Source organism: Nostoc sp. FACHB-133, from assembly GCF_014698055.1.
Taxonomy (GTDB): Bacteria; Cyanobacteriota; Cyanobacteriia; order Cyanobacteriales; family Nostocaceae; genus Nostoc.
Map to the genome: position 1 here is coordinate 1 of NZ_JACJSH010000005.1, position 25,572 is coordinate 25,572.

General features: G+C 42.3%; 20 protein-coding genes and 1 tRNA gene. 9 read left to right on the forward strand and 12 right to left on the reverse strand.

Annotated features, from left to right (window positions below):
- Nucleotides 1–423: 423 nt before the first annotated feature.
- Nucleotides 424–2,730 (reverse strand): IMS domain-containing protein, encoded by a 2,307-nt coding sequence (locus H6G86_RS05775; RefSeq protein WP_190933527.1) that lies wholly within the window; start codon nt 2,728–2,730, stop codon nt 424–426.
- 938 nt (nt 2,731–3,668) lie between these two features.
- Between H6G86_RS05775 and pdhA the strand changes: the two genes are divergently transcribed.
- From pdhA to H6G86_RS05795, 4 genes are all read left to right on the forward strand, one after another.
- The gene (pdhA, locus tag H6G86_RS05780; protein WP_190933528.1) at nt 3,669–4,703 is read left to right on the forward strand and encodes a pyruvate dehydrogenase (acetyl-transferring) E1 component subunit alpha; all 1,035 of its coding nucleotides are present in this window, start codon (nt 3,669–3,671) and stop codon (nt 4,701–4,703) included.
- Nucleotides 4,704–4,803: 100 nt separating this feature from the next.
- Nucleotides 4,804–5,673, forward strand: coding sequence for an aldose epimerase family protein (locus H6G86_RS05785; RefSeq protein WP_190933529.1), 870 nt, complete (start codon nt 4,804–4,806; stop codon nt 5,671–5,673).
- 61 nt (nt 5,674–5,734) lie between these two features.
- Nucleotides 5,735–5,806: transfer RNA gene (locus H6G86_RS05790), tRNA-Lys, on the forward strand.
- Nucleotides 5,807–5,868: 62 nt separating this feature from the next.
- On the forward strand, nt 5,869–6,096 hold the full coding sequence (locus tag H6G86_RS05795) for a hypothetical protein (protein ID WP_190933530.1): 228 nt from the start codon (nt 5,869–5,871) through the stop codon (nt 6,094–6,096).
- A 58-nt stretch (nt 6,097–6,154) separates the two neighbouring features.
- Here the strand turns inward: H6G86_RS05795 and H6G86_RS05800 are convergent, their stop codons facing one another.
- Nucleotides 6,155–7,090 (reverse strand): SDR family NAD(P)-dependent oxidoreductase, encoded by a 936-nt coding sequence (locus tag H6G86_RS05800; protein ID WP_190933531.1) that lies wholly within the window; start codon nt 7,088–7,090, stop codon nt 6,155–6,157.
- A gap of 58 nt (nt 7,091–7,148) precedes the next feature.
- Entirely contained in the window at nt 7,149–7,808 is a 660-nt protein-coding gene (locus H6G86_RS05805; protein ID WP_242064706.1) for a TetR/AcrR family transcriptional regulator, read from the reverse strand.
- Between the two features lie 475 nt (nt 7,809–8,283).
- On the opposite strand from H6G86_RS05805, the gene fba reads away from it, so the two are divergent.
- Nucleotides 8,284–9,363, forward strand: a complete 1,080-nt coding sequence (gene fba, locus H6G86_RS05810; protein ID WP_100898838.1) for a class II fructose-bisphosphate aldolase — start codon at nt 8,284–8,286, stop codon at nt 9,361–9,363.
- A 213-nt stretch (nt 9,364–9,576) separates the two neighbouring features.
- Here fba and H6G86_RS05815 read toward each other — a convergent pair whose 3' ends face one another.
- A complete protein-coding gene (locus H6G86_RS05815; protein ID WP_190933532.1) occupies nt 9,577–10,389 on the reverse strand; it encodes a carbon-nitrogen hydrolase family protein in 813 nt (270 codons plus the stop codon).
- A gap of 211 nt (nt 10,390–10,600) precedes the next feature.
- Here H6G86_RS05815 and H6G86_RS05820 point away from each other — a divergent pair, with 211 nt between their 5' ends.
- Nucleotides 10,601–11,194, forward strand: a complete 594-nt coding sequence (locus tag H6G86_RS05820; protein WP_190933533.1) for a MarC family protein — start codon at nt 10,601–10,603, stop codon at nt 11,192–11,194.
- A 148-nt stretch (nt 11,195–11,342) separates the two neighbouring features.
- Here the strand turns inward: H6G86_RS05820 and trxA are convergent, their stop codons facing one another.
- The 6 genes from trxA to H6G86_RS05850 all read right to left on the reverse strand — a co-directional run bounded on the left by trxA (nt 11,343) and on the right by H6G86_RS05850 (nt 18,825).
- Nucleotides 11,343–11,666, reverse strand: a complete 324-nt coding sequence (trxA, locus tag H6G86_RS05825) for a thioredoxin (protein ID WP_012411836.1) — start codon at nt 11,664–11,666, stop codon at nt 11,343–11,345.
- 351 nt (nt 11,667–12,017) lie between these two features.
- Nucleotides 12,018–13,181, reverse strand: coding sequence for a GuaB3 family IMP dehydrogenase-related protein (locus H6G86_RS05830; RefSeq protein WP_190933534.1), 1,164 nt, complete (start codon nt 13,179–13,181; stop codon nt 12,018–12,020).
- Between the two features lie 337 nt (nt 13,182–13,518).
- A complete protein-coding gene (locus tag H6G86_RS05835) occupies nt 13,519–14,049 on the reverse strand; it encodes a YdcF family protein (protein WP_012411838.1) in 531 nt (176 codons plus the stop codon).
- 427 nt (nt 14,050–14,476) lie between these two features.
- Nucleotides 14,477–15,730 (reverse strand): exonuclease subunit SbcD, encoded by a 1,254-nt coding sequence (gene sbcD, locus H6G86_RS05840; RefSeq protein WP_190933535.1) that lies wholly within the window; start codon nt 15,728–15,730, stop codon nt 14,477–14,479.
- Between the two features lie 74 nt (nt 15,731–15,804).
- Nucleotides 15,805–16,530 (reverse strand): phosphoadenosine phosphosulfate reductase, encoded by a 726-nt coding sequence (cysH, locus tag H6G86_RS05845; RefSeq protein WP_190933536.1) that lies wholly within the window; start codon nt 16,528–16,530, stop codon nt 15,805–15,807.
- A gap of 705 nt (nt 16,531–17,235) precedes the next feature.
- Complete coding sequence (locus H6G86_RS05850) at nt 17,236–18,825, reverse strand: DHA2 family efflux MFS transporter permease subunit (protein ID WP_190933537.1); 1,590 nt, start codon at nt 18,823–18,825, stop codon at nt 17,236–17,238.
- Between the two features lie 252 nt (nt 18,826–19,077).
- Here H6G86_RS05850 and H6G86_RS05855 point away from each other — a divergent pair, with 252 nt between their 5' ends.
- Nucleotides 19,078–19,683, forward strand: a complete 606-nt coding sequence (locus H6G86_RS05855) for a TetR/AcrR family transcriptional regulator (RefSeq protein ID WP_190933538.1) — start codon at nt 19,078–19,080, stop codon at nt 19,681–19,683.
- Nucleotides 19,684–19,832: 149 nt separating this feature from the next.
- Here H6G86_RS05855 and patD read toward each other — a convergent pair whose 3' ends face one another.
- Nucleotides 19,833–20,186 carry a heterocyst frequency control protein PatD gene (gene patD, locus H6G86_RS05860; protein WP_190933539.1) on the reverse strand — a complete coding sequence of 118 codons (354 nt, stop codon included), beginning with the start codon at nt 20,184–20,186 and terminating at the stop codon, nt 19,833–19,835.
- 218 nt (nt 20,187–20,404) lie between these two features.
- Between patD and H6G86_RS05865 the strand changes: the two genes are divergently transcribed.
- Nucleotides 20,405–22,678 carry a RelA/SpoT family protein gene (locus tag H6G86_RS05865; RefSeq protein WP_190933540.1) on the forward strand — a complete coding sequence of 758 codons (2,274 nt, stop codon included), beginning with the start codon at nt 20,405–20,407 and terminating at the stop codon, nt 22,676–22,678.
- A gap of 138 nt (nt 22,679–22,816) precedes the next feature.
- Here the strand turns inward: H6G86_RS05865 and H6G86_RS05870 are convergent, their stop codons facing one another.
- Nucleotides 22,817–23,857, reverse strand: a complete 1,041-nt coding sequence (locus H6G86_RS05870; RefSeq protein WP_190933541.1) for a hemolysin family protein — start codon at nt 23,855–23,857, stop codon at nt 22,817–22,819.
- Nucleotides 23,858–24,523: 666 nt separating this feature from the next.
- Between H6G86_RS05870 and H6G86_RS05875 the strand changes: the two genes are divergently transcribed.
- On the forward strand, nt 24,524–25,570 hold the full coding sequence (locus H6G86_RS05875) for a D-alanine--D-alanine ligase family protein (protein ID WP_190933542.1): 1,047 nt from the start codon (nt 24,524–24,526) through the stop codon (nt 25,568–25,570).
- Nucleotides 25,571–25,572 lie beyond the last annotated feature (2 nt).

A 25,572-nucleotide genomic window follows, 5' to 3' on the forward strand; every position in this document is an offset into this window, starting at 1 on the left:
CGAGTTCTGTCAAAGAGATTGTTGTAGTGACCCATGCTACGAAGCGGTCTTTCTTGACCAAGGTTGGGACGGTCTACTACTATTTCTAAGATACAAGGTTGGGTGAAGCGGAGCGCAACCCAACATTCTGATACAAGGTTGGGTGCAGCGATCGCGTAACCCAAGATGAATAAGGTGGTAATGTTGGGTTGTGTTTCACTCCACCCAACTTACATAAATATATCTTTTAAAAAACTCTTGATTTCAACATAGATGAGGTTTAATACACTATTTTAGTCTTGCCACACCACTACAATACCTAATTTTTTTCATAAATCAAATCGGATTCCTATAGGATTATCTCAGTGATAACTATGAGAAAAATATTTCCTAATTCAATTGAATGATACAGCTTGGTACAGATAATTGGCGAAAAATTCCAACTTATCTGGTGAATTGATTCACAACAGATGTACTCTGAATACGCCATTTACCTCGTTCTCGAATCAAATCATACCGAACTCTCAATTTATCGTTAGAAGAGTTTTTAAACTGACCATTTTCATATAACTGCGTCACTTCATTGACCGTAGCTTCTACTGCGGCACGATCTGCAAATAAACCAATTTTCTCAACCGATTCTATCTTCAAACTATGGTCGAACTTGCGGTAGCGATTGTCTAACCTATTCTGTTGAGCAATCAGTCGCCATTGAGATAAAGCTGAACCAGTTAAAATTTGCTCTAAATTATTAATCTCATGATTTGACCCTAAAGCTGCGGCTTTGGTAGATAACCAAGTGTAAATAACTTTTTCTGCCTCTGCACTTGTTAAAGGGCCTTCTCCTAATTCTGGTTTTCTATTTGGATCGGGAATAGGTAGCGGTGGTTGGTTTATTTGTACAAACAACTGTAGATCAGGCAAAGAAGGTTGAGGAAAAAACAGATTTTTTAACCATCCAAAAGTTGTTGTAGCTAATACCCAAAAAACTAATATGCTCACCAAAGAAATAAACACTCTCCATACCAGCCGTGTTTTACCTTCTATGGTGTTCGCAAAAGTTCGCCGCCGTCGGGGACGACGAGAATGAGGACGATTATCTGGTATACGCTCTCGGCTAGCAGATGGAGTGGGTTTTCTCCGTCTACGCTTTTGGTTATGACCAGATGCAGCACTCTTAGCTGAACCGTTCAAATGCTGATTAGTACCTCTGCTCATTCTTTCAGCAGCAGGAACCTCTGATTTTACACTTCCCGATGAATTCCACATAGGTGGTGAGAAGTTTGGATATTCAGACGTTTCTTTTGTTGGTGTTTCTGGCAAATCCGGGTTAGGTAGTCTGCCGTGATTAAATGACGCTGAAGTCTTAGTTGAATTGTTATGAAAATGACTATTTTTTGCCTTGGTCTGGGGAAAATACTGGGGGTTAATTACAGCCCATTCATTAGTTGTTTCGGCATCAGTTGGCAGTGCTTCTAAATAAGCTTGCACCTGTTGGTTAGCAAAATAATCTTTTAAAAAAGCTTGCTGGTTTGCTAAATCTCGAAAATGGGGAAAGACTTCGTGTTGCAGCCACTGTTCTGCATATAAACACAGCCCTGGTAACAAATCTGGAGAGTCTTGAGATTTTTCCCGAATAAAAGCTAAAGCTTCGTACTCCTGACTAAGTTCTAAAACCCGAGTTGCTTCTTCAGTTTGTCCCAATAGTAAGGCACATAGCGACTGTTCTAAATGTACATCTTGGCGCTTGCCCAGACGCACGAGCATTTGCCTTGCTTGACGAATTAAAGCAGGTTGCCGTTGAGCAAATCCTCGCGCTATCAAGGCATAAACAGCTAAGTAAGTGGCAACAGCAGAAGAACGTTTGCTTTGAGCTTCAAATAACTTGTGCTGTTCTGCAACTGTTAAGTGGTTGCGTAACTGCTGGATAAATCGCAGAAAGTCATCTATGTTTAAACCCGATTCATCATTGTTCGTGCCATCAATGCCGCCACGATCTTCTAAGAGATTTTGCAATAATTCTAAGCCTTGGCTTCGTTCGGCAGTCTTTTCTTGAGGTAATGCGAGCAACTCCAAAATTCGATATGGCCGCAATTTGTAAAGATCAGCCTGAATTTCTGCCTGAATACTGGAGAACAAACCTTCCCGTACTAGCAGTTCTTGACCAGTTTCTAGGGATATGGCGGCATTTTCGTAGTGACCTTGCTGCCACTGTTCCCGACCCAATTCTAGGCAGGCAAGAGCAACAGTGAGAACGACATCTGGGTGTTCAGCACTTTCATAAATTTCTTCGTCTGCTAAGTTATTGCTCTTTCCTGCACTTGTAGCACTATTTTTATTTACTAAGTACGGACGACCTAGTTTCAGTACAAGTTCGTATTCCCCCAACTCTTGCAAAATTAATAAAGCGCCAACTAATTCGTCTTGGGTAATTTCGATACCAAGACTCTGGGTATCACTACCTCTTTTGGTGCTTTCTGTACGATTTTCTTGTGCTACTGCGGCAGCAGCAAGATTATCAGGGTCATAGGCGTGGGCAAGATAAAGCTGATCGTAGGTACTGCGTTGTTTTGGATCTGATAAAACCACGTAAGCTTCTTCTATGAGTTGTTTACGAGAAGAAATTGCTGCCTGAGAATACTCACGTCGTGGCAATTGTACAATGCGATCGCTGTATGCCTGTCGCAATTGTTCTTCACTTGCCGCTAACGGTAGTCCTAAAATTCGGTAGTAATCTAGCGGAATTCGCACAGCCTACTTCCCCTGCACCGTGATCAACATAATTCACCTAGAGCTTTCCAGGCCTGTAAAACCGTGCCATAAAAATGCCGTATAGAATTTACTCTACAAGTGTATATTGCAACAACTCGTTTTGTAACTTCCCGAAATTTTGAGTCACATTCTAGTACTAATTTTTTGCTTTCGCCTAGAAAGCCTCAATTGTTTGTCTTAATTCTTAGTATTTTTGTTTAACACGACTATTATCAGCCTTCGATACCACAAACCACAACTACCGCTTTTAATCACGGCATAAATGTTGTGGTTGCAAGAATCTATTGATAATTGATTTTTTTGGGACTTTCCCAGTATGAAGTAACAAAAATACTTATTATTGGGGATTGACCCTGATAACAGGAGAACAAAAATAATATCATAATTAACCTTTAATTACAATTACCTATTTGGGTATATGGACTTTTGCTTCATTTTTTCTAAATTGTTAATGGATATGCAGAAAGCAGTCTATCTTGATTGCTAGTCTATGAAGGGGAATATTTAGGAGTGCTGAGTTTTGAGGGCTGAGTTCTGAGTAAGATGTAGTACTTGTGAATCTTTTCCTAAGTACTCACTAGTCGTAACTGATTTGATGCCTAATCGGTCTAATTTTACTTTTTACTCAGCACGGGCTAAACCTTAGCTTTCCGCTAACGGTACTCAGCACTGTTTTGGTGAGAGAGAAAAACCCAAAGCGGTAAATATTGCCGTTAGAGTCAAATCCTCACGGGGCATCAGCTGAAAAGTTAAAAATCAAAAATTAAAAATTCAGCTATTCCCTAAGACCCTTTTTTGGTGCATAAATAAAGTTTGTTGAGTCTTACAAACGCTAGCCTGTTAAAAGCCGAGGTGTTATCAGACCAACTTATTTAAGACCGTAACTTTAAGTTGTACAACAGGGATACTCAAAAATAATGGTTCAAGAGCGTACTTTACCCACATTTAATCCTGCTACTACGCAAATTACTAAAGAAGAAGGGTTATGGTTGTATGAGGATATGGTTTTAGGGCGCTTGTTTGAAGACAAGTGCGCTGAAATGTACTACAGGGGCAAAATGTTTGGTTTTGTCCATTTGTACAACGGTCAAGAAGCTGTTTGTACAGGTGTTGTACAGTCAATGCGACCGGGTGAAGATTACGTTTGTAGTACTTACCGCGACCACGTTCATGCTCTGAGTGCGGGAGTACCAGCAAGAGAGGTAATGGCAGAATTATTTGGCAAAGCCACAGGTTGCAGCAAAGGGCGCGGTGGTTCCATGCACATGTTTTCTGCGGAACATCGTTTGCTGGGTGGCTATGCTTTTGTGGCTGAGGGAATTCCTGTAGCAGCTGGAGCGGCTTTTCAAAGCAAATACCGCCGCGAAGTACTGGGAGATAAAAATGCTGACCAAGTGACAGCTTGCTTTTTTGGTGACGGTGCAGCTAACAATGGTCAGTTTTTCGAGACGCTAAATATGGCAGCCCTCTGGAAACTGCCAATTCTTTTTGTAGTCGAAAATAATAAGTGGGCCATTGGGATGTCTCACGAGCGGGCAACTTCCCAGCCAGAGATTTATAAAAAAGCCAGTGCGTTTAACATGGTAGGCGTGGAAGTCGATGGCATGGATGTTCTAGCAGTCCGAGCCGTGGCTCAAGAAGCCGTCGCCCGTGCCCGTGCAGGTGAAGGCCCAACATTAATTGAGGCGCTTACCTACCGCTTCCGTGGTCACTCCTTGGCTGACCCAGATGAAATGCGGAGCAAAGCTGAGAAAGAATTTTGGTTTGCCCGTGACCCAATTAAGAAGCTGGCTGCTTATTTGCTGGAACAAAATCTAGCGAATGAGTCAGAAATCAAAGCTATTGATCGTAAAATTCAGGATGTAATCGACGAGGCAGTTAAATTCGCCGAAAACAGCCCCGAACCAGACCCCAGCGAGTTATATCGTTTCGTGTTTGCAGAAGACGAATAAACAGTGCTGAGTTATGAGTGCTGAGTGCTGAGTATTTTTTATTCTGCTCAGGACTCAGCACTAGGTACTCAGTACTACACCTTACTCAGGACTAAAATTTGTGTTTAGCATTGCAGTTCAACAGCAACAGTACAAGACGTACATTCTTTCTGATGAAGCCGCTAGTTCTCAATTGGAAGTCGTACCAGAACGCGGTGGTATCATCACCCGTTGGCGCATTCAAGGACAAGAAATTTTCTACTTAGACACTGAACGCTTTACTCATCCTGATTTGAGTGTCAGAGGTGGAAACCCAATTTTGTTTCCTATTTGTGGCAATCTCCCAGACAATACTTACACTCACAACGGACAAAAATATACTCTAAAACAACACGGTTTTGCCCGTGAATTGCCGTGGAAAGCAACAGAACAGGAAACTGGAGATAAAGCTAGTCTCACTGTCGTTCTTGATAGCAATGAGCAAACCAAGGCAGTTTATCCTTTTGATTTTCAGCTGGCTTTCACCTACGAACTTCAGGGTAATACCCTAGAAGTCCGCCAGCAGTATAAAAACTTGTCATCCACACCAATGCCCTTTTCGGCTGGTTTCCATCCCTACTTTTTGTGTGGTGATAAAACTCAGCTAGAGCTGGAAATTCCCTCTAAGCAGTATCAAGACAATCAAACTAAGGAATTTCACTCTTTTGACGGCAATTTTGACTTTAGCCGTGATGAAATTGATTTTGCTTTTGGACGGCTAACGAGTAAATCAGCCACTGCGATAGATCGTAGCCGGAAGTTAAAACTTACCTTGGATTATGATGATTTCTCTACCTACCTGGTATTTTGGACAGTCAAAGGCAAAGAATTCTACTGTCTAGAACCGTGGAGTGCCACCCGTAACTCTCTTAATACTGGTGATAACCTGACTGTGTTAGCACCAGGAGCTAGCCACACAGCATCTGTAAGGTTGACAGCTAATTTTTTCTAAACCCCTTTACAAATCTACAGATGTATATGCTATGATTGCAAAGTTGCGAAATGCAGCGAAAGGGTCGCTAACTCAACGGTAGAGTACTCGGCTTTTAACCGATTAGTTCCGGGTTCGAATCCCGGGCGACCCATATAAAGTTTTAAGTCATACTCGCCTCTGCTTTCATATCAAAAGCAGAGGCGATTTTTATCGATGAAGGCAGGAGGCAGGAGGAAAACTGCCCGACGCTCATGGAGCGGACTCACTCATAGCGTTGCTATACCGTACCACTTCCCTACAGGACGCTACGCGAACGTGGAAGCAAGCTGCGCGGAGCGTCTACATGAATTGCCCCTACAACGTTTAGTTTGTGTAAGTCCTATTTGTAAATCCGATCGCTCTGGAGAACAAAAATTTTCGGTTAAGCGATCGCTATCTTAGCCAAGGAAGTGCGATCGCCCATTATAAAATCTGTTAGTTAGCAGATGTATGAATTTGGTCATTTGCCCGCAATTTGGGTCTTTTTATTAAATTCAAATTTCACATTGGTGAGTTTTTCTGATACTTCCCATAGTTTTTTAGCGATCGCTTGGTCTTTAGATAATTCATTTGATTCGACTTTTATTGGATAGCCACGTATCTCCATAAACCCATTGGGGCCGAAATATTCTGCGCCTTTTAAGCCTGCTTCGGTTGCCGCCCGCAAAGTTGGTAATGCACCCATTGTGATGTCTTGAGCAAGGATGCCGTTGAGATATTTCACAACGGCACCCGCAGTTCTCTGCAATTCGGTTGCTGTCCAGCCCGGATGCGAGGCGGTTACAAGTGTGTCGATACCGTTATCTTTGAGTTTTCGGTCGAGTTCGTAGGTAAAAAAGATGTTGGCAAGTTTGCTGTCGCCGTAGGCTTTCCATTTGGCATAACTTCTCTTTTCCCAATTCAAATCATCAAAATCTATTTTGCCTATACTATGTGCGCCGCTCGAAACATTGACAATTCGTGAGCCTTCGGTGTCGATCAAACGTTCCAAAAGCTGTCCCGTCAAAGCAAAATGTCCGAGATGATTAGTGCCGAACTGCAATTCAAAACCGTCCGTCGTTTTTGAATACGGCGGAATCATCACACCCGCATTATTAATCAGTAAATCCAGACGCACATAATTTTTCTGAAAGTTTTCAGCGAAATTTTTAACTGATGCTAAATTCGCCAAATCAAGTTCCATCACCTTTACGTCGGCATCTTGATTCTGTTGAAGAATTTTTGCCAATGCCTTGTTTCCTTTGTCCAAATTGCGAACCGCAATGATTACAGACGCTTGTTTATTAGCTAAAACCCGCGCCGTTTCATAACCGATGCCACTGCTCGAACCCGTTACAATTGCTACTCTTCCTTTTTGACTCAGAATATTTTCCGCGTTCCATTTTTCATTTTTCATTGTATTTACTCCTGTTTAATTAATCGAATGTTCGTTTAATTAATTCTCAAAAAAAGAATTAATTCGTTACTGCATCCCACGCAATTTTATAGGTGGTTTCTAACATTTTTTCATCCAAAATCAAAGCACCACTAAAATGCTCTTTTATCAATCCAGTCAGAGGTGCAAAGGTAAAAGCGGTAAAAATTTCAAGGGAAATATCCTTAAAAACTTTCTCCTCTTTACCGCGATTGAACAAATCTAGCATCGGCTTGAAATAGCTTGAGCTTTCATCTTTGCAAATGCGGTCAACCATCGGAGAATTAGCAAATTGCTCCGTAAAAGCAAATCTGACCGGATTTTTAATCGCGTATTGATAATAATTATTCCAGATCATTTTAAAGGCTTTCTCCACCGATAGGTTCTGGTTAACACCTTTCAAAATTTCTGCACTCATTTCCTGTTTCACGAACAAATATATTTTATTGAGAAGATTTTCTTTGTTTTCAAAATAGACATATATTGTCGCGGGCGAAACATTCGCGGTTTTTGCAATCTTCGACATCGAAGTATCAGCAAAACCATTTGCAGTAATCAGTTCGATTGCCGCATCACAGATTGCTTGATTTTTTTTGTCGTCTTTGTGCCTCATAATTTCTATAATAAACGAACATTCGGTTATAGTCCAGTGAATAACTTTGATGATACCAATGCCTGCGGTGGTAGCAGAGCTTGTCATACCACTTCCCTACGGAACGCTACGCGCAGGGTCTCGTAGAGAAGCGCGGGCTACGCCTACACGATCTACGCTATATTTATTTAACCTGAGTGTCCAACAAAGACTCACGTTAATTTATGTAAACCATGCATAGTTTGATACCAAATGCAATAGTTAGGGAAAAACACCCTGATAGCATTTGTCAGAAGTTAGTGTGTTTAAGTTGAAGCGATCGCTTTGAGATGACCATTTGGGATACTAGGCTACCAGAGCTACTAGCTGTAGGGTAACTAAATCTACAGCGATACAGAGCAACGATGGTTCATAGTACAGGAGTATAGAACATAGTTATAGTAACGATGGCATAAACTTTTTCAACATAGATACACGACACTAGTTATAATTTCCTATAAGTTGAAAAAACTCTTAAGATTTAGCGTAATAAATACGCTTCTCTCAGACCGACTAGCTGACAACCACATTAGGAGGACTATCTATGGCGCTTGTACCACTGCGGCTGCTGTTGGATCACGCAGCTGAAAACGGTTACGGCATCCCAGCTTTCAACGTTAACAATTTGGAGCAGATTCAGGCAATCCTGAAGGCTGCTGTAGAGACAGATAGCCCCGTCATTTTACAAGCTTCACGCGGCGCTCGTAATTATGCTGGCGAAAACTTCCTCCGCCACCTGATTTTGGCAGCGGTAGAAACCTATCCTCACATTCCCATTGTCATGCACCAAGATCATGGGAATGCTCCTGCTACCTGCTACTCAGCAATTAAGAACAACTTCACCAGCGTGATGATGGATGGTTCTTTAGAAGCTGATGCTAAAACTCCTGCTAGCTTCGAGTACAACGTCAATGTTACTCGTGAAGTTGTAAATGTAGCTCATGCTTTGGGTGTCAGTGTTGAAGGTGAACTCGGTTGTTTGGGTTCTCTAGAAACTGGTGCTGGTGAAGCTGAAGATGGTCACGGGTTTGAAGGTACACTCGACCACTCACAACTGTTAACCGACCCCGATGAAGCTGTTGACTTCGTAGAAGCAACCCAAGTAGATGCTTTGGCTGTTGCCATTGGCACAAGCCACGGTGCTTACAAATTTACCCGCAAGCCGACTGGTGAAATTTTGGCCATCAGCCGCATTGAAGAAATTCACCGCCGTCTGCCTAACACCCACTTGGTAATGCACGGTTCATCCTCTGTACCTGAAGATTTACTTGCACTGATTAACCAGTATGGTGGTGCAATTCCTGAAACCTACGGTGTACCTGTAGAAGAAATCCAAAAAGGTATTAAGAGTGGTGTACGTAAAGTAAACATCGACACCGATAACCGTTTGGCTATTACTGCTGCTGTACGTGAAGCTTTGGCTAAAAAACCAGAGGAGTTTGACCCCCGTCACTTCCTCAAGCCTTCTATTACATACATGCAGAAGGTGTGTGCTGAACGCTATCAACAATTTGGCACAGCTGGCAATGCAAGCAAGATTAAGCAAATTTCTTTGGAAGATTTTGCTGCTAAGTATGCTAAAGGTGAACTCAATGTTGTTACCAAAGCTGCTGCTAAAGTTTAATTCTGACAACCAATAAATAGGTGCATAGTAGTGCTATGCTCCTAAAAAATTGAAGATTCTAATATTGACAAAAACCGGGTAATTACCCGGTTTTTTATTTTATTTGTAAGGGTTGGGAATGGGGAATGGGGAATGGGGAATCGGGAATCGGGCATTGGTCAAGAATCAATAGTTGGCTTCTCCCCCTGCTCCCCTGCTCCCCACTCCCAGTCCCTAAAATACCCGATGTTGCAAAGAAGGCATTTGACGACGGACTTGTTCTAACCTAGTTGGCTTGATTTCTGCGATCGCAATTCCCGGTTTTTCTCCAGCATCGGCTAAAATTACACCCCAAGGGTCGATAATAACGGCGTGCCCGTGGGTTAGACGGCGACCGTAGTTATTCCCCGTTTGGGCAGGAGCAATGACATAGGCGGTATTTTCGATGGCTCTGGCTTGTAGTAGTACTTGCCAGTGGTCTTTGCCAGTAAAGGCGGTAAAGGCGGCGGGAATAAAGATAACATCGGCTCCCTTATCTGCCAAATGACGATACAGTTCAGGGAACCGGACATCATAACAAATAGAAAGCCCTAAATTACCGAGTTTTTCTGAGAAATACACGGGTGGTAGTTCCGTACCAGCCACAACAGTGCTGGATTCCCGATAGGTGTTGCCGTCGGGGACATCAACATCAAATAAGTGTACTTTGTAGTAGCGGGCAAGTTCTTGACCGCTTGGATCGATAAGTAGAGTGGTGTTATAAACTTTGCCTGTATTGTCTACAGGAAGTGGAAAGCTGCCGCCCAAGATCGTAATTTGAAAGCGTTGGGCCATTTTTTTGAGAAATTTTTCACTTTCAAGAGCGATCGCATCGCCTTGCGCGAGTTTATCTTTTTCTTCGCCCATATAGGAAAAGTTTTCTGGCAAGCCAACCAATTCAGCGCCTTGACGCACGGCAAGCTCTATTAATTCTTCTGCCTGAGCCAAATTTTTGTGTAGATCGGGCACACTTGTCAATTGAATAGCGGCGGCTAAATAAGACTTCATAGATTCAACAACGAACAGTTGATTTATGGAAGATAGATTATCAAAATATATCGCTACTTCAACATATATGGAACTTAATTAGAAATACTTCAGCCAAGATTTTCTTTAACAGACTTATTTTATTGCTGATTTTAATCTTCCTCTAGGTTCTGGCAAACTGAGTAAGATTGGCATTAATTTATGATCAAACCCTGATATAAAGTTATCTGCTGTGGATATTTCTATTCTCGTTCAAACATTTATCGCTGTGTTTGTCCTAGCAGATGCTGTGGGCAATATACCAATTGTTTTAGTTTTGACCAAGGGCATGATGCCAGACCAAAGAAACAAAGTTATAGATAAAGTAATTATCGTTGCGATCGCAGTTCTTTTGCTATTTGCTTTTGCTGGGCAAATAATTTTAAATTATTTGGAAATTAGTATCGGCTCTTTGCGAGTAGCAGGAGGTGTATTGTTGCTGTTAATTGCTTTACAAATGCTGCGGGGAAAATTAGATCAGCCAATTATTGAAGAAGGACGCAATGTCGCAATTACTCCACTAGCTTTACTACTACTAGAGGAGCCAGGGACTTTGACAATGGTAATGTTGCTGATGTCGAAATCACAAAGTCCACATATTGCTGTGGCGGTGGGTATCTTCGGGGCGATGTTTATCACTTGGTTGATTTTGCGTTTAGCAAATATGATTGACCAGTGGATTGGTGCAGAAGGTGGAGTGATTGTGACTCAGCTTTTGGGTTTTCTGTTGGCGGCGCTAGCAGTGGAAATTGGTAGTACGGAAATTAGAGAATTATTTTTGAGCTAGAAAACTCTTAAAAATATTCTTAGATTGTATACAAATGTAAACAAGTTTGAAAAACGAGAAATTCCCGCCTCTCAAACTTGTTTGTAAAAATTAACCTAAAGCTAGAACAACATTGATAACTCAAAGGGATTTTGTTACCAATTGAGTTTCAAAGATACTTTTCTAAAGTGGAAGCTAATGTACTTTTAGGTACAGCACCTACCACCATATCTACTTTTTGTCCATCTTTAAAAATCATTAATGTAGGAATACTGCGGATGCCGTACTGACTAGCAACTTGAGGATTTTCATCCGTGTTGACTTTGACGACCTTGATTTGACCTTTGTACTGTTCGGAGATTTCATCGACAACAGGAGCTACCATACGGCATGGTCCGCACCAGGGTGCCCAAAAGTCAACTAAAACTGGTACATCGCTGTCGAGTACTTCTTGCTTGAAACTAGAATCGGTAACTTGTGCGGCTGTTGACATGCCTAAAACCTTCGCCAATAATATCTGAACTTGGTGAAAATTCTACCATAGCAAAAACCTCAGCTTGGGAGTCTAAGGATGTACATTTGCAAAGAAGCTCTCGAATTTATTTACAAACATAAGGAACCGCCCGAACAGTAGTCCGGGCGGAGTGTGGTGTGAGGAGTGAACGGAAACATTCGTCTCCGCTATCTCTATTGTAGGCGACATATCGAATTTTTCCAGCAATTGTTTAGGGGGCTGGAAAAATTTATTGAAGAATTTGGGAGTGGAAAGTGAGAGTAGAGAGCAAGGGAGGCAGGGGGAGCAGGGGAAGAAAATAACCCATGCCCTATGCCCCATGCCCCAATTTTATTTCCCCATACCTAATTGTTGAGCTTTTTGGTAAACTTTACCCTCGGTTAATAGGGAAGGGGCAATTACAACTTCCACTTGCTGCATTTCTTTAATATTTTTGGCTCCTAAAGTGCCCATACTCGTCTTTAAGGCACCTAAAAGATTGTGAGTGCCATCATCTAGTCCGGCTGGGCCAATGAGTATTTGCTCTAGGCTACCGGTGGTGGCAACGCGAATGCGGGTGCCACGAGGCAACACTGGGCTAGGAGTCGCCATACCCCAATGATAACCTCTTCCTGGGGCTTCTGCGGCTCTGGCAAAGGGTGAACCAATCATTACACCATCAGCACCGCAGGCGATGCATTTACAAATGTCGCCACCGGTGATTAAACCGCCATCAGCGATAATGGGAATATAGTTGCCAGTTTCGTTATAGTAATCATCTCGTGCTGCTGCACAATCTGCGATCGCAGTTGCCTGTGGCACACCCACACCCAATACCCCACGGGATGTACAAGCAGCACCGGGGCCAATTCCCACTAGTACGCCAGCCGCCCCAGCTTTCAACAAATTCAACGTCACATCGTAAGTCACACAATTCCCCAACACCACAGGGATGGGCATAGAACGGCAAAATTCTGCTAAATCAAGTGGTATTATCGACTCTGGTGACAGATGTGCAGTAGAGACTACTGTAGCTTGAACAAAAAATAAATCGGCCCCAGCTTTTGCTACCGCCTCACCGTATTTACTTGCACCGGCTGGAGTTGCGCTTACCGCCGCAATGCCACCTTGTTGTTTAATTTCCTGAATACGTTTTTCAATTAATTCCAGCTTTATTGGTTCGGCATAGAGTTCTTGCATCAGGGCAACAAATTCATCTTTCCCCACAGAGGCAATCCGATCTAATATTGGCTCTGGGTCAACGTAGCGAGTGTGAATCCCCTCTAAATTGAGGACACCTAATGCTCCCAACTGTGACAAACGTACAGCCATGCGAACATCTACTACCCCATCCATTGCACTGGCAATTATCGGAATTTCTCGCTCAATATTGCCAATACGCCACTTAGTATCTGCCAAACTAGGATCTAGTGTTCTGTTACCAGGAACTAGAGCAATTTCATCTATTCCGTAAGCTCTGCGAGCTGTCTTTCCCCGCCCAAGTTGAATTTCCACGCTTTAACTTTTATTCAAATCTGTTTAAGCTAGGGTATCAAATTGTGAGATAAGTTGGGGCGTTTTTTTCCCTGAGCTACACAGATAAATTCCATTTACGCAAGTCACCACTCAAAACTTTGATGGACGCAAAGTATTCACTAAGCAACCAAATGAGCAAAAACAGTTAATTGGTTTTTATATTGTGTTGTTTGAGGGTTAATGTTGCGCTAGTTTTGCGAGCGCTGGGGTTTCATTTGTCTATGATTACTTAGTTAGTATCACAATTATTGGCATTAATGCTCTTAATTTACCTATCTTGATTTACATCAAGCTCATATAAATTCCCACTGATGATTTACCGTTTATTTTTAGCTGCATCCACACCAGTGTAACCAGTTGCTATCCAAAGTATGGCTCTTGCTCCATCGCGGATAGATTTTTCGATAGATTCAGGGGGTTTTTCTGAAGGGACTGGCACTGGTTTTAAATAAATACCTCGACTACCCAAAATAATTTCGCCGATGACACAAGCCCGGCGCATGTGGAAGTCTGAAGTAATCAAATAAACGCTCTTAATACCACGAGCTTGCAAATCATCTACTAACGTAGTAAAATTAGTAACTGTATCTACGGCTTCATAATCCAGGTGTAGACGCTTGGGATCAACACCAGCTTTGGTAAAGACTCGTTGGGTGAATCTAGGTGGACTACCCCCAGTAATCCAAATTGGTATATTTGGATGCTGGCGAACAAATTCGGCCGTAAACTTCTCTCGCTCTAAACGTCTCGTTGAACCACCCAACACTACAACTGCTTGCGGCTGTACAAATTGGTTTTGTACTTCTTTGTATCCCCACCAGATGATTAGTGGTAAGACAAAAGCCATAAAACGAAAAGATTTACCTGTAAAGAGTAGCTTATTCAAGGCTCGATAACTTTTTTTACTGAGTCAAAAATTTCCTCTAGCTAGAAGAAAAACAATAGTTGATAGTAGAGTAGCAAACTCCTCAATAATCCGCCCAAAAATATAAATTTGGGTGACTTTCATGTTACAACGCGATTAAGCGGGTTTGAAGTTTTTCCTTTAATTGATGGATTATCCTAACCTGTATCGGAAAATTCATCAAAGGGTTCTAGCACCTTGTCGAAGAACTCCATTTAGGTTATCTCGAAAATCTCCTTCCTTTTAGAAGAGACTTTGAAATTTCCCCCTTCGCGACATGGGAAGGGAGTTAGTTTTTTCGTGGGTTTTCCAGATGACCCTAAATTTCGCGTCTCTACACGCTGTATTGAAATATGATTGGCATCTTATCCTACTCGCTAGTTGCTGCTTCTAGCCAGATTTCCACATCATCCGCTAGCAACTTCTGTGCAGCATCCAGCATTGATGTTGCTATGTCTTTGAGGTCTTCGCGGTTGTTCAAGTAAGTTTTCAAGGCTTCCATTGGGTCGATGCTGCTACTTGCACTCAATTCAGGAATGCGGGGCCTGGCTAATTGACTTACTAATTCTGCTTGAATGGTGTAGGTATGAGCCGGACTTAAAGCAGTATTTAGAGAGGAACTGTCAATTAAATCCATCTGTTCGGAGCGGAGTTTGTAAATTAGCCGCACTACAGCATCTTGAATATCATACTTAGCGATCGCTTTCATTAACACTGCTTGCGGCTCATCTGCTTTGGAGACATCCACCTCAATGGTACGAAAAGTCCGAACTGTTAAGGGACAAAATTCCCATTCAGCTCTTCCTCGCTCCAGTTCTATCATTACATAGCCTTTATCTTCTTTTTCTTCACTAAAATCTACCCGCTCAATACTTCCCGGATAAATCACCGGCGGATTGTTAGATTTATTGAGGTTCTGGTGGCGGTGGACGTGTCCCAACGCTACATAATCAAAACAAGGTCGCGTTAGCAAAGATAGGGGTAGAGTAAAGCCTTTACCCACTGCCAAAAAGCGTTCTGCCCCCAAGCTAGCATTATCAGCCATCAAGTGAGCCAAAAGGACAGTTGGGACATCGGGGTCAAGACGGCGAATTTCCCCTTCCATAACAACTCGCAGACGTTCCGTTAACAGTTCGTTGACTTCTGCTAAAGACGAACCTTCAGTCTCTTGGCGAGTCATCAGGGTAGAACGAGTCAACCAAGGGAGAGTAATTACCTGCACTTTGCCATTGCGGGTTTCGATGCAGTGAGTAGTTAATGTGTCACCCACAACAAACCCTGGCACTCCCAAAGTGCGGTAAATATTTAAACTCGCTCCTCCCTGTCCTTGGGAATGTTGGTCGTGGTTGCCTACCAACAATACTGTTGGAATATTGGCATCCATAAGACGGCGAAATTGGCTGGCAAAAGCTTGTTGTACATAAGGCGGGGGTGTCGCATCCGGGAAAGCATCACCACCAAATATCACCATATCAACAGCATCTGTCAGCGCTCGGTCAATACATATAGACAAAGTGTTGACAAAATCCTCCAATCGTGTATTTAATCCAGTGGCAGGATTAATTCGTCCGTGGGAGAAACCGCTTCCCATGTGGATGTCGGAAAGATGGAGGATTTTAATCATATTTGTTTTCGTCCTTAGTCATTTATCCTTTGTCTAATACTAATGACAAATGACAAATGACCAATGACCAATAACTAAATATGAATTCCGCATTCTGTTTTATCACTTCCCCGCCAACGTCCAGCGCGTTCGTCTTCACCTTCGCCTACTTTGGTGGTAATGGGTTGGTCGCCGATGCTGGGATAACCTTTGTCATGGAGTGGGTTGTAGATGACTCCGTGTTCAGCTACATAAACCCAACTGTCTTGACGTGTCCAGGTAGCAATGGGATTTACTTTCAACCGACCTTTACCATCAAATTCAAATATGGGCATATTCGCACGGGTTACTGCTTGGTCACGGCGGCGACCGGTAATCCAAGCGACGCTGTTGAGTTCGTCTAGACCCCGTAACAGTGGTTCAATTTTTGTAATGTGGTGGAATTTAGCAATGTCTGTATCCCAAAGTTTGTCGCCGTATTTGGCTTCAAAGGCTTCACGGGTTTCTATGTCTGGAGTTTTGAAAGTTTGCAAGTCCAGATTGTAAATTTCTTTGGCTTTGGCAACTAATTCTAGGCTTTCAGGGAAGTGGTGCAAGGTGTCGAGGAAGATTACAGGAACGGGATGCTTCAGTTCACTGTAAAGAATATGGGTAATTATCATGTCATCCACGTTAAAGGCGCTGGTTTGCACCAATCCCGTTGGGATATTCTCTATAGACCATGCCAGTATCTCTTTAGGAGTGGCAGTTTCAAATTGCTCATTTAATTTTTCTAAGTCAAAAGCGATCGCTTGGTTTCTAGATGCCGTAGAGACTGTCATGATAATCTTCTATTCAAATATTTCTACCTTGATTAAGATTTATTTTACTCCATAAAGGCGCGTATTCCGCTCGGAGTTCAGGTATTTATTCTGTTCGGAAAATACTACATTTTGGAACTGGAGAATTGGAAGTGGGTCAATACCGTTCGGTTAAGGAATTTTTTGGTTGAGGCAGGCAGGGGGAGAGAAGAATTACTGAACAATAACTCTCTTTCCTCCCCTGCTATCCGAACCCTATTGGGAAGTGGGGAGACTAGAAGACTAACCCATCATAAGTAAAAACCGATACTTAAGTTGTAAATTAATTTTTTGTTAAGAAACTTTACGGAAATTTAAGTTTTACAGCGCTTTTATAGATATTTATACTGATTTTGATATGGTTAAGGAACTATTAAAAAAGGATTTTTACTTAAATGAACGATTCAAAATTCAGCAATCCATTAGGTCAATCTATAATTATGGGCGCTTTAATGATGTTAACTAGTGTTGGTGTTATTACAATAATGAACTTTTTCTAAGATTCGGAATTTCTAATTTTAGCAATAAGACTTCATAATAGTCCTGCTCAAAACTGAGTAGGATTTTTATTTTTTATCTAGATATATCAGTGTATGTTGATTTTCTTCTGTGACTTTTGGCTCAGAAGGATTTTTAAGCCGTGTTTTTACATAGTTTTACATCAGAGAGCTTAAAATTGGTATCCGTCTAATGACCGACTGGTGCTTTTGCTCCAGCACCGCCTTTACCCAAGAATAGTAATAGGGGTAATGAGCAAAGGAACCCTATCCCTACCACTCGAAAGCAATCTGCATAAGATAAAACAGCAGCTTGAGTGTCTACTGTTTGACTTAATAAAGCTAGTGCTTGTTGCTGTGCTGTTGCCGCATCTATGCCTTGGCTTTGAAGTGCCCCATTGAGCAAATCTAAACGTTGATTGGTTTCTGGGTCATAAGGGCTAAGTTTTGCTAACAAGATAGCTCGATGAAAAGTTTGTCTTCGGTCAAGCAGAGTAGTAAGTAGGGCAATGCCGATACTGCCACCTAGTTGTCGAGTCAGGTTGTAGAAACCAGATCCAGCAGAAACATCTTGTTTCGGTAGCGGGCCTAAAACTGCCAAACTCAAAGGGAGAAACATCAACACAGTAAAAGCCCCACGCCATACCAATGGCCAAAATAAATCATCTGTGCCCGTTTGTGGGGTAATTGCTGCCAGTTGAAACATAACTCCAGATGATCCGACAGCGCCCATTGCAATTAAAAATCGGGCATCAATTTTACTGGACAGCTTGCCTAATAGAACCATAACGATCGCAGAGGCTAAAGCACCAGGCGCTAACAATAGTCCTGTCTGCGTTGCCGTAAAGTGCAGTACACTCTGAGCAAATATCGGCACTGCAAAGAGTGTGCCATAAAGCCCCATACCCACTACTGCTGAGAGAACGCTTCCCGCAGCTAAAGAACGGTGACGCAAAACTCTCAAATCAACGGCAGGATGGGCTATTTTCAACTCGTACCAAATAAATAGCCCTAATCCGATAATACTGGCGATCGCTAAGGTGGTGATAAAACCGGAGGAAAACCAGTCTTCTTTCTCTCCTTCTTCTAACAAAGTTTGCAGACAGCCGATCGCAATAATCAAAAACCCAATGCCGAACCAATCGACAGATTGGCTTTGTGTCTCGCTTTTGTCTTTGTCTTTGGGCAAAAACATGAAGGACATTGCTACTGCAACGATCCCGAAGGGAATATTAACAAAGAAAATCCACCGCCAGCCCAAACCATCTACCAGGAATCCTCCTAAAGTCGGGCCGATAGCCGGGCCAGCAATTACACCTACTCCAAAAACTGCCTGTGCCAAACCCTGTTCAGCAGGTGGAAAAGTCTCGAACAAAATTGCTTGTGCTTTAGCTAGCAACCCGCCACCACATAAACCTTGAAGAATTCGGGAAAGAACCAGCATCGGTAAATTGAATGCTAACCCGCATAAAACCGAGGCGATAGTAAAGCCAATCAACGAAAAGATAAAGTAAGTTTTGCGTCCAAAGTAATCTCCCAGCCATGCAGATAAAGGAATCAAGACGACATTTGCGATCGCATATCCAGTTACTACCCAACCTACCTCACTGACAGTTGCACCCAAACTAGCTTGCATATCCGTCAGGGCAACGTTAACGATACTAGTATCAATTACTTCTAAAATTGCACCAAGAGAAGCTGTCAAAGCGATCGCCCACTTCAATGGCCCGTGAACATAACCAAATTGATCAAAACTAGAACGTTTAATATTGGTAGCCATTGTCAGAGCGATTCCCAAAGCAAAAATTAAATATCTTATACATACGCTACGGTAGCGTATCATATAGGAATGGTCAAGGGAGACTTCAACGAAAAGCGGCAGAAATACTTATGCTAAAGATGGATAGTCACTTTTGCTATTTTCGTGCATGAAAACTGGGTAGTAGGGCTTATTCGTTTCCCAGATGGTACGTTCTATGCCCAAAGGTAGAAGCAAATTGCCAAGAAGATATTTCTTGGGGATGATATTTTTATGAGTAACCAAATCAACAGCCCTTCTGGACGACCACGCAGCATCCACGCCAACCAAGCGATTCTGCAAGCGACCTTAGACTTGCTTGCAGATGTAGGATATCAGAGCATGAGTATAGAAGCGATCGCTTCTCGTGCTGGAGTTGGTAAAACGACCATCTATCGGCGTTACACTTCCAAAGAAGAACTAGTTGCAGACGCGATAGAAAGTCTGAGAGATGATTTAGCGATCCCCGATACTGGCAGCTTTTGGGGAGATATGGATATTTTGATTGAGAATGCCGCCAAAAAGATAGATAGTCCCCTTGGTCGTCAGACACTCGCTTTAATAATTAGTACAGCGTCTAGCAATCCTCAGTTTGCAGAGGTTTACTGGACAAAATATACAAAACTCCGACGTGAAGCATTCTCTAAAGTACTTGAGCGTGCCCAATCTAGAGGTGAAATACACAAGGATGCAGACGTAGATTTAATTATCGACCTGGTGAGCGGCTCATTATATTATGCACTGATCTTTAAACCCACAACTGAGCCAGTAGAAGCATATATGCGCCGCACTATGAATCTTCTTATAAAGGGAGTAGAGGGCAGGGGGCAATGGGGATAAGGGGAAAGAATAACCTATGCCCAATGCCCTATGCCCAATGCCCTATGCCCAATTCCCAATTCCCCACCTTTAACTTGTTAGCAAAATAACTTTTCACGAACGGTCGTAAATGAGATGATGGATTAATTAGAGAAAAAGGTGAACAATTGTTATTTTTCTCCTTCCGCTTCTGGTTGCAGAATAGCATTACAGTACTGAATGAGGGTTGTCAAGCGATCGCTAATCGTCTGAAGTCTCGTCTGTGCAGTCGATGCTTGCCGCGCTCCTTGCAAAAACATCACATCTATCGCCAACAAACGCAATTGCTTGCTCATTTCCGTTTGATAAGACTGTACTCGCCAGTTTTCATCAGCCAAAGGCACAATCTGCTGTCCGAAAAATTGCTGCAACGAGGCTACACGCACTCGCAGTTCAGGCGCAGCAATTTGGGTCATTGTGGCATCGGAGCGTAATTGCTCTAGCAAGGTTACGAGTGCCAAATATTTCTCAGGGTTTAAAGACATCCAGTGCTAGTTAAGATAGTATTAGTGTCAAGTAATTTTTCTTTTACAATAAACTTTCTTAAAGGCTTATTAGCACTAAAAGCCTCAAATCAGGATTTGAGGCTTTGTTTGCCATCAATGGATTTTCAAGGTTAATGGGCGACAGCATTTTCTTAGGGTGATGCTGCGACTTTTATTTATCATTCACTTATCTACCGATCCTATCCAAACCCACTTGTATGAGCAGTCTAGCTATAAATTCATCAGTTGATCTAGCCATTCCGGAATGGTTAAAAAAATGTTTGAAGGAGTCATCGACAAGTAACGGCGAAGTAGAAGATGACCGAAGGCATAGTGATGCAGTTTTAATTGGTCGCGCATTTGAATTTGCTTACCAACTGCATCAAGGTCAATACCGCAAATCTGGAGAACCATACATTGCTCATCCCATTGCTGTAGCCGACTTGCTGCATGACTTGGGAGGTAGTGCTGCTATGATAGCAGCTGGATTTCTCCATGATGTTGTTGAAGATACAGAAGTTACAAGTCAAGAAATTGAAGAACGCTTTGGCGCAGAAGTGCGGCAATTGGTTGAAGGTGTAACAAAGCTTTCTAAGATCAATTTCACCAGCAAAACCGAAAGCCAAGCCGAAAACTTCCGGCGGATGTTTTTGGCAATGGCGCAAGATATTCGGGTCATTGTGGTGAAATTGGCAGATCGTTTGCATAATATGCGAACTTTACAATATATGTCAGAGGCCAGCCGCCGCCGCAGTGCCCAAGAAACGCGAGATATATTCGCGCCTTTAGCCAATCGCTTGGGGATTTGGCGAATAAAATGGGAACTGGAAGATTTGGCTTTTAAGTATTTGGAACCAGAAGCTTTTCGCCAAATGCAAGAGCTTGTTTCTGAAAAACGGACGGCGCGAGAAGAGAAACTGGCTAGAGCTACGAACATGTTGCAAGAGCGTTTGCAGCAAGCCGGAATCCGCTTTCAGGATATTAGCGGTCGTCCCAAGCACCTTTATAGCATTTACCAAAAAATGCACCGCCAGCAAAAGGAATTTCATGAAATTTACGATTTGGCAGCGCTGCGGATTATTGTTCAAAGCAATGAGGAATGCTATCGGGCGTTGGCGGTGGTTCATGATGCTTTTCGCCCAATTCCTGGGAGATTTAAAGATTACATTGGGCTGCCAAAGCCTAACCGTTACCAGTCGTTGCATACTGGGGTGATTGGACTAACTGGCCGTCCTTTAGAGGTGCAAATTCGGACAATCGAAATGCATCATATCGCCGAGTATGGAATTGCCGCCCATTGGAAATACAAAGAAACTGGAGGTTCTAGTATTAGCCATTTGACAGGGACAGATGACAAGTTTACTTGGCTGCGGCAACTGCTAGAATGGCAGACCGATCTCAAGGACGCACAAGAATATCTTGATAGTGTCAAGGACAATCTATTTGAAGATGATGTCTATGTCTTCACCCCTAAGGGGGATGTTGTTCCTTTAAGCCCCGGTTCTACCACTGTAGATTTTGCTTATCGCATTCATACGGAAGTTGGAAACCACTGTTCAGGGGCGCGGGTGAATGGGCGAATGGTGTCTCTGTCAACCCGACTGCAAAATGGCGATATTGTAGAGGTTCTCACTCAAAAGAACTGCCATCCGAGTTTGGATTGGTTGAACTTTGTTAGAAGTTCGGCGGCAAAATATCGGATCAAACAATGGTACAAGCGATCGCGCCGCGAAGAAAATGTTGCCCGTGGACGGGAATTGTTAGAAAAGGAACTAGGTAAAACTGGTTTTGATAGTTTGCTAAAGTCCGATGCAATGCAGATTGTCGCCGAAAAGTGTAACTACCACAGTGTGGACGATTTACTTGCCGGTTTGGGTTATGGTGAAGTGACGTTGAACTTGGTGCTAAATCGTTGGCGAGAAGTGGCAAAGGGACAACAACCAGTTTCCACAGTGTCGCCATTTATCCCCAAAGAACCACCTACTACATCAAAAGCTTTGCGAGATGCGCCTCCAACTACTTCCCGCGCCAGTGATTCGCCTATTGTTGGGGTAGAGGGATTAGTATATCATTTAGCTGGATGTTGTACCCCAATTCCTGGCGAACCTATTATTGGTGTGGTGACGCGAGGTAGGGGGATTTCAATTCATCGCCAAGGCTGTCATAATCTAGAGACTGTGGAATATGAGCGCTTAGTACCAGTTAGATGGAACCCAAGCGCCGAAAATAGTGGTCGTCCACACACGTATCCAGTAGATGTTCAAATTGAAGCCCTTGACCGTGTAGGGGTGCTAAAAGATATTTTGTCACGGTTGAGTGACCAAGGAATCAATGTCCGCCATGCTCAGGTGAAAACCTCTGTTGGTCAACCTGCATTGATGGATTTAGGAATAGATATACGCGATCGCTCTCAATTAGAGCAAGTGTTCGTCCAAATTAAGAAAATGAGCGACATTTTGAATATCCGCCGCGTTGGTCAAATTGACGAATAGATGATTGGTGGGGTGCGTTAACGGGGTTTGACGCACCAGATGGCGATCGTTTTTAGAAATCGAACCGCAGAGGCGCTGAGGACGCAGAGAAAAGAGAGGAGGAAATGAATGTACCGTGTGATTATTTAGGCGATTGCATTAATTGCTACTGGTGACAGACTGCAACATTTTTTCTCGTTTCTTGCGGGCAATTTCTTGTAAATCAACAGTTCTATCAGTCTCATCTACAATTTCACCAGTTATCACCTCAAGCACATCTTCTAAAGTGACGACACCAGCGACACTTCCATATTCGTCTACAACTACTGCAAGATGTTCACGAGCTTCTATAAAGTTTTTTAACAGTTTATCTGCTCGAATTATCTCAGGAACAAAGTTGACTTTTCGAGCTAGACTAGCGATTGTTTGATTGTTACTTCCTTCAACCATCGCTGTCAGTAAATTCTGTTTGAGAGCATATCCAATAATTTCATCCAGAGATTCATTTATTACAATAATCCGAGTATGTTGAGACGCAATAATATTTGCTTTCGCCTCAGCAAGAGTCATATTTCCATAAATATATGTCAGCATGATTCGGGGTGTCATTAAGTCAGATGCTGTCACATCATTTAATCTAAACACTCGCTGGATCATTTCTGCTTCATCGCTTTCGATAATTCCTTCTTGATGCCCAATTTTCGCCAATAGCTTGATTTCAGCCTCATTCGTGGTTGGTCGTTTTTTCCCTTTGGCAAAGGGTGCAGTAACATTTTCTAGAATCCAGACTAAGGGTGTGAAAGCAATAGCAAGTCCAGCTACAGGTAAAGCCGCAAGTATGGCGAGTTGCTCAGAATAACGCTCTCCAATTGTCTTTGGGATGATTTCACCAAAGATGATAATTAAGAATGTCAATATTCCTGAAAAAACACCAAGCCATTTGTCTCCTAAAACCTGAACAGCAATACTACCTGTAAGAATACTACCAATGATATTGAAAGTATTATTGAGGATTACAAGAGCCGCAATCGGTCGATTCATATTTTCACGAATCGCTAAAAGTCTCACTGCGGATGGACTATTGGATTGTGCTAATTGTCTGACTCTCAGGGTTGAAACAGAAAACAGGGCTGTTTCTACACTAGAACAAATTGCTGAACCTAAAAGGATAACAAACACAATGATGAGAAGCTGTAGCATATAGTTTCCCAAATATGGGAAGCGAAAGTTGAGCTTAACTGATAGCGAAATGGGTTACTATCTTGTTATCTTCTAAGTTTACCGTTTTCTTCTTTTAAGCTCATCGCGTAGAAAGGCTTAATTGCTTTATTCGTATAGCACTAGATTTTAATTTTGTAAATATTTATACCATTTATTTTTAAGGCTGCACCAAATTCCCTTGGTTTCTTTCTTTGGGTTATGAGAACGAGGAGCGAAGATGCCTTATCAGGTCTATAATTTTCCGTTATGTTGTGTTTATTGGATTCCCAAATCAGTATTGAAGAACTATTCCAACTTACTCTTCAATAATTAATTTCTGAATGCAACTCGGTTTATTTTTATCATCGATTTTGATTAAACTAACTATTAACTGAAGGTTTGGTTAATTACTCTCATAAGTCGTTTATATTTTCTTGTATAAAGACAAAACTTGTGGAAATCTACTCTGAGAAAGATCAGAAATTACCTTATTTGTACTACTATTATATATTGGAATGCAAGAGTGATGACGTTTAAATTGCTGTCATAGTGCAACTTTGAATATCTTACGGTTGAATAGGCTAATGCAATTTTTAGAAAAAGCGTTGTGTGGCAAGTTCATTAATCACTAAGCTTCAGTTATAATAGTAGATAAAAAGATGAATTATGCCAGTACTTAATATCCTTCATTTAGTTGGGTCTGCACACAATAATTTTTACTGTGATTTATCACGTCTTTACGCCCAAGACTGTTTGGCTGCAACAGCAGATCCATCGCTTTATAACTTTCAAATTGCATACATCACACCCGATCGACAGTGGCGATTTCCTGACTCCCTCAGTCGAGAAGATATTGCATTGACCAAACCAATTCCTGTGTTTGATGCCATACAATTTCTAACAGGTCAAAACATTGACATGATGTTACCACAAATGTTTTGTATTCCTGGAATGACTCAGTACCGTGCCCTATTCGATCTGCTCAAGATCCCTTATATAGGCAATACCCCAGATATTATGGCGATCGCGGCTCACAAAGCCAGAGCCAAAGCAATTGTCGAAGCAGCAGGGGTAAAAGTGCCTCGTGGAGAATTGCTTCGCCAAGGAGATGTTCCGACAATTACACCCCCAGCAGTCGTCAAACCCGTAAGTTCTGACAACTCTTTAGGAGTAGTCTTAGTTAAAGATGTGACTGAATATGATGCTGCCTTAAAGAAAGCATTTGAATATGCAGATCAGGTCATCGTAGAAGCATTCATTGAACTCGGTCGAGAAGTCAGATGCGGCATCATTGAAAAAGATGGTGAGCTAATAGGTTTACCCCTTGAAGAGTATCTGGTAGACCCACACGATAAACCCATCCGCAACTATGCTGATAAACTCCAACAAACTGACGATGGCGACTTGCATTTGACTGCTAAAGATAATATCAAGGCTTGGATTTTAGACCCTAACGATCCAATTACCGAAAAGGTTCAGCAAGTCGCTAAAAAGTGTCATCAGGCTTTGGGTTGTCGCCACTACAGTTTATTTGACTTCCGAATCGATCCAAAGGGACAACCTTGGTTCTTAGAAGCCGGATTATATTGTTCTTTTGCCCCCAAAAGTGTGATTTCTTCTATGGCGAAAGCAGCCGGAATTCCTCTAAATGATTTATTAATAACCGCTATTAATGAAACATTGGGTAGTAATAAAAAGGTGTTACAAAATTGATA

Coding starts and splice junctions, on each gene's coding strand:
- pdhA (WP_190933528.1), top strand. CDS start 3,669: ATGGTTCAAGAGCGTACTTTACCCACATTTAATCCTGCTACTACGCAA.
- H6G86_RS05795 (WP_190933530.1), top strand. CDS start 5,869: ATGAAGGCAGGAGGCAGGAGGAAAACTGCCCGACGCTCATGGAGCGGA.
- H6G86_RS05800 (WP_190933531.1), bottom strand. CDS start 7,090: ATGAAAAATGAAAAATGGAACGCGGAAAATATTCTGAGTCAAAAAGGA.
- H6G86_RS05805 (WP_242064706.1), bottom strand. CDS start 7,808: ATGACAAGCTCTGCTACCACCGCAGGCATTGGTATCATCAAAGTTATT.
- fba (WP_100898838.1), top strand. CDS start 8,284: ATGGCGCTTGTACCACTGCGGCTGCTGTTGGATCACGCAGCTGAAAAC.
- H6G86_RS05815 (WP_190933532.1), bottom strand. CDS start 10,389: ATGAAGTCTTATTTAGCCGCCGCTATTCAATTGACAAGTGTGCCCGAT.
- trxA (WP_012411836.1), bottom strand. CDS start 11,666: ATGTCAACAGCCGCACAAGTTACCGATTCTAGTTTCAAGCAAGAAGTA.
- H6G86_RS05835 (WP_012411838.1), bottom strand. CDS start 14,049: ATGGCTTTTGTCTTACCACTAATCATCTGGTGGGGATACAAAGAAGTA.
- sbcD (WP_190933535.1), bottom strand. CDS start 15,730: ATGATTAAAATCCTCCATCTTTCCGACATCCACATGGGAAGCGGTTTC.
- cysH (WP_190933536.1), bottom strand. CDS start 16,530: ATGACAGTCTCTACGGCATCTAGAAACCAAGCGATCGCTTTTGACTTA.
- H6G86_RS05850 (WP_190933537.1), bottom strand. CDS start 18,825: ATGGCTACCAATATTAAACGTTCTAGTTTTGATCAATTTGGTTATGTT.
- H6G86_RS05855 (WP_190933538.1), top strand. CDS start 19,078: ATGAGTAACCAAATCAACAGCCCTTCTGGACGACCACGCAGCATCCAC.
- patD (WP_190933539.1), bottom strand. CDS start 20,186: ATGTCTTTAAACCCTGAGAAATATTTGGCACTCGTAACCTTGCTAGAG.
- H6G86_RS05865 (WP_190933540.1), top strand. CDS start 20,405: ATGAGCAGTCTAGCTATAAATTCATCAGTTGATCTAGCCATTCCGGAA.
- H6G86_RS05870 (WP_190933541.1), bottom strand. CDS start 23,857: ATGCTACAGCTTCTCATCATTGTGTTTGTTATCCTTTTAGGTTCAGCA.
- H6G86_RS05875 (WP_190933542.1), top strand. CDS start 24,524: ATGCCAGTACTTAATATCCTTCATTTAGTTGGGTCTGCACACAATAAT.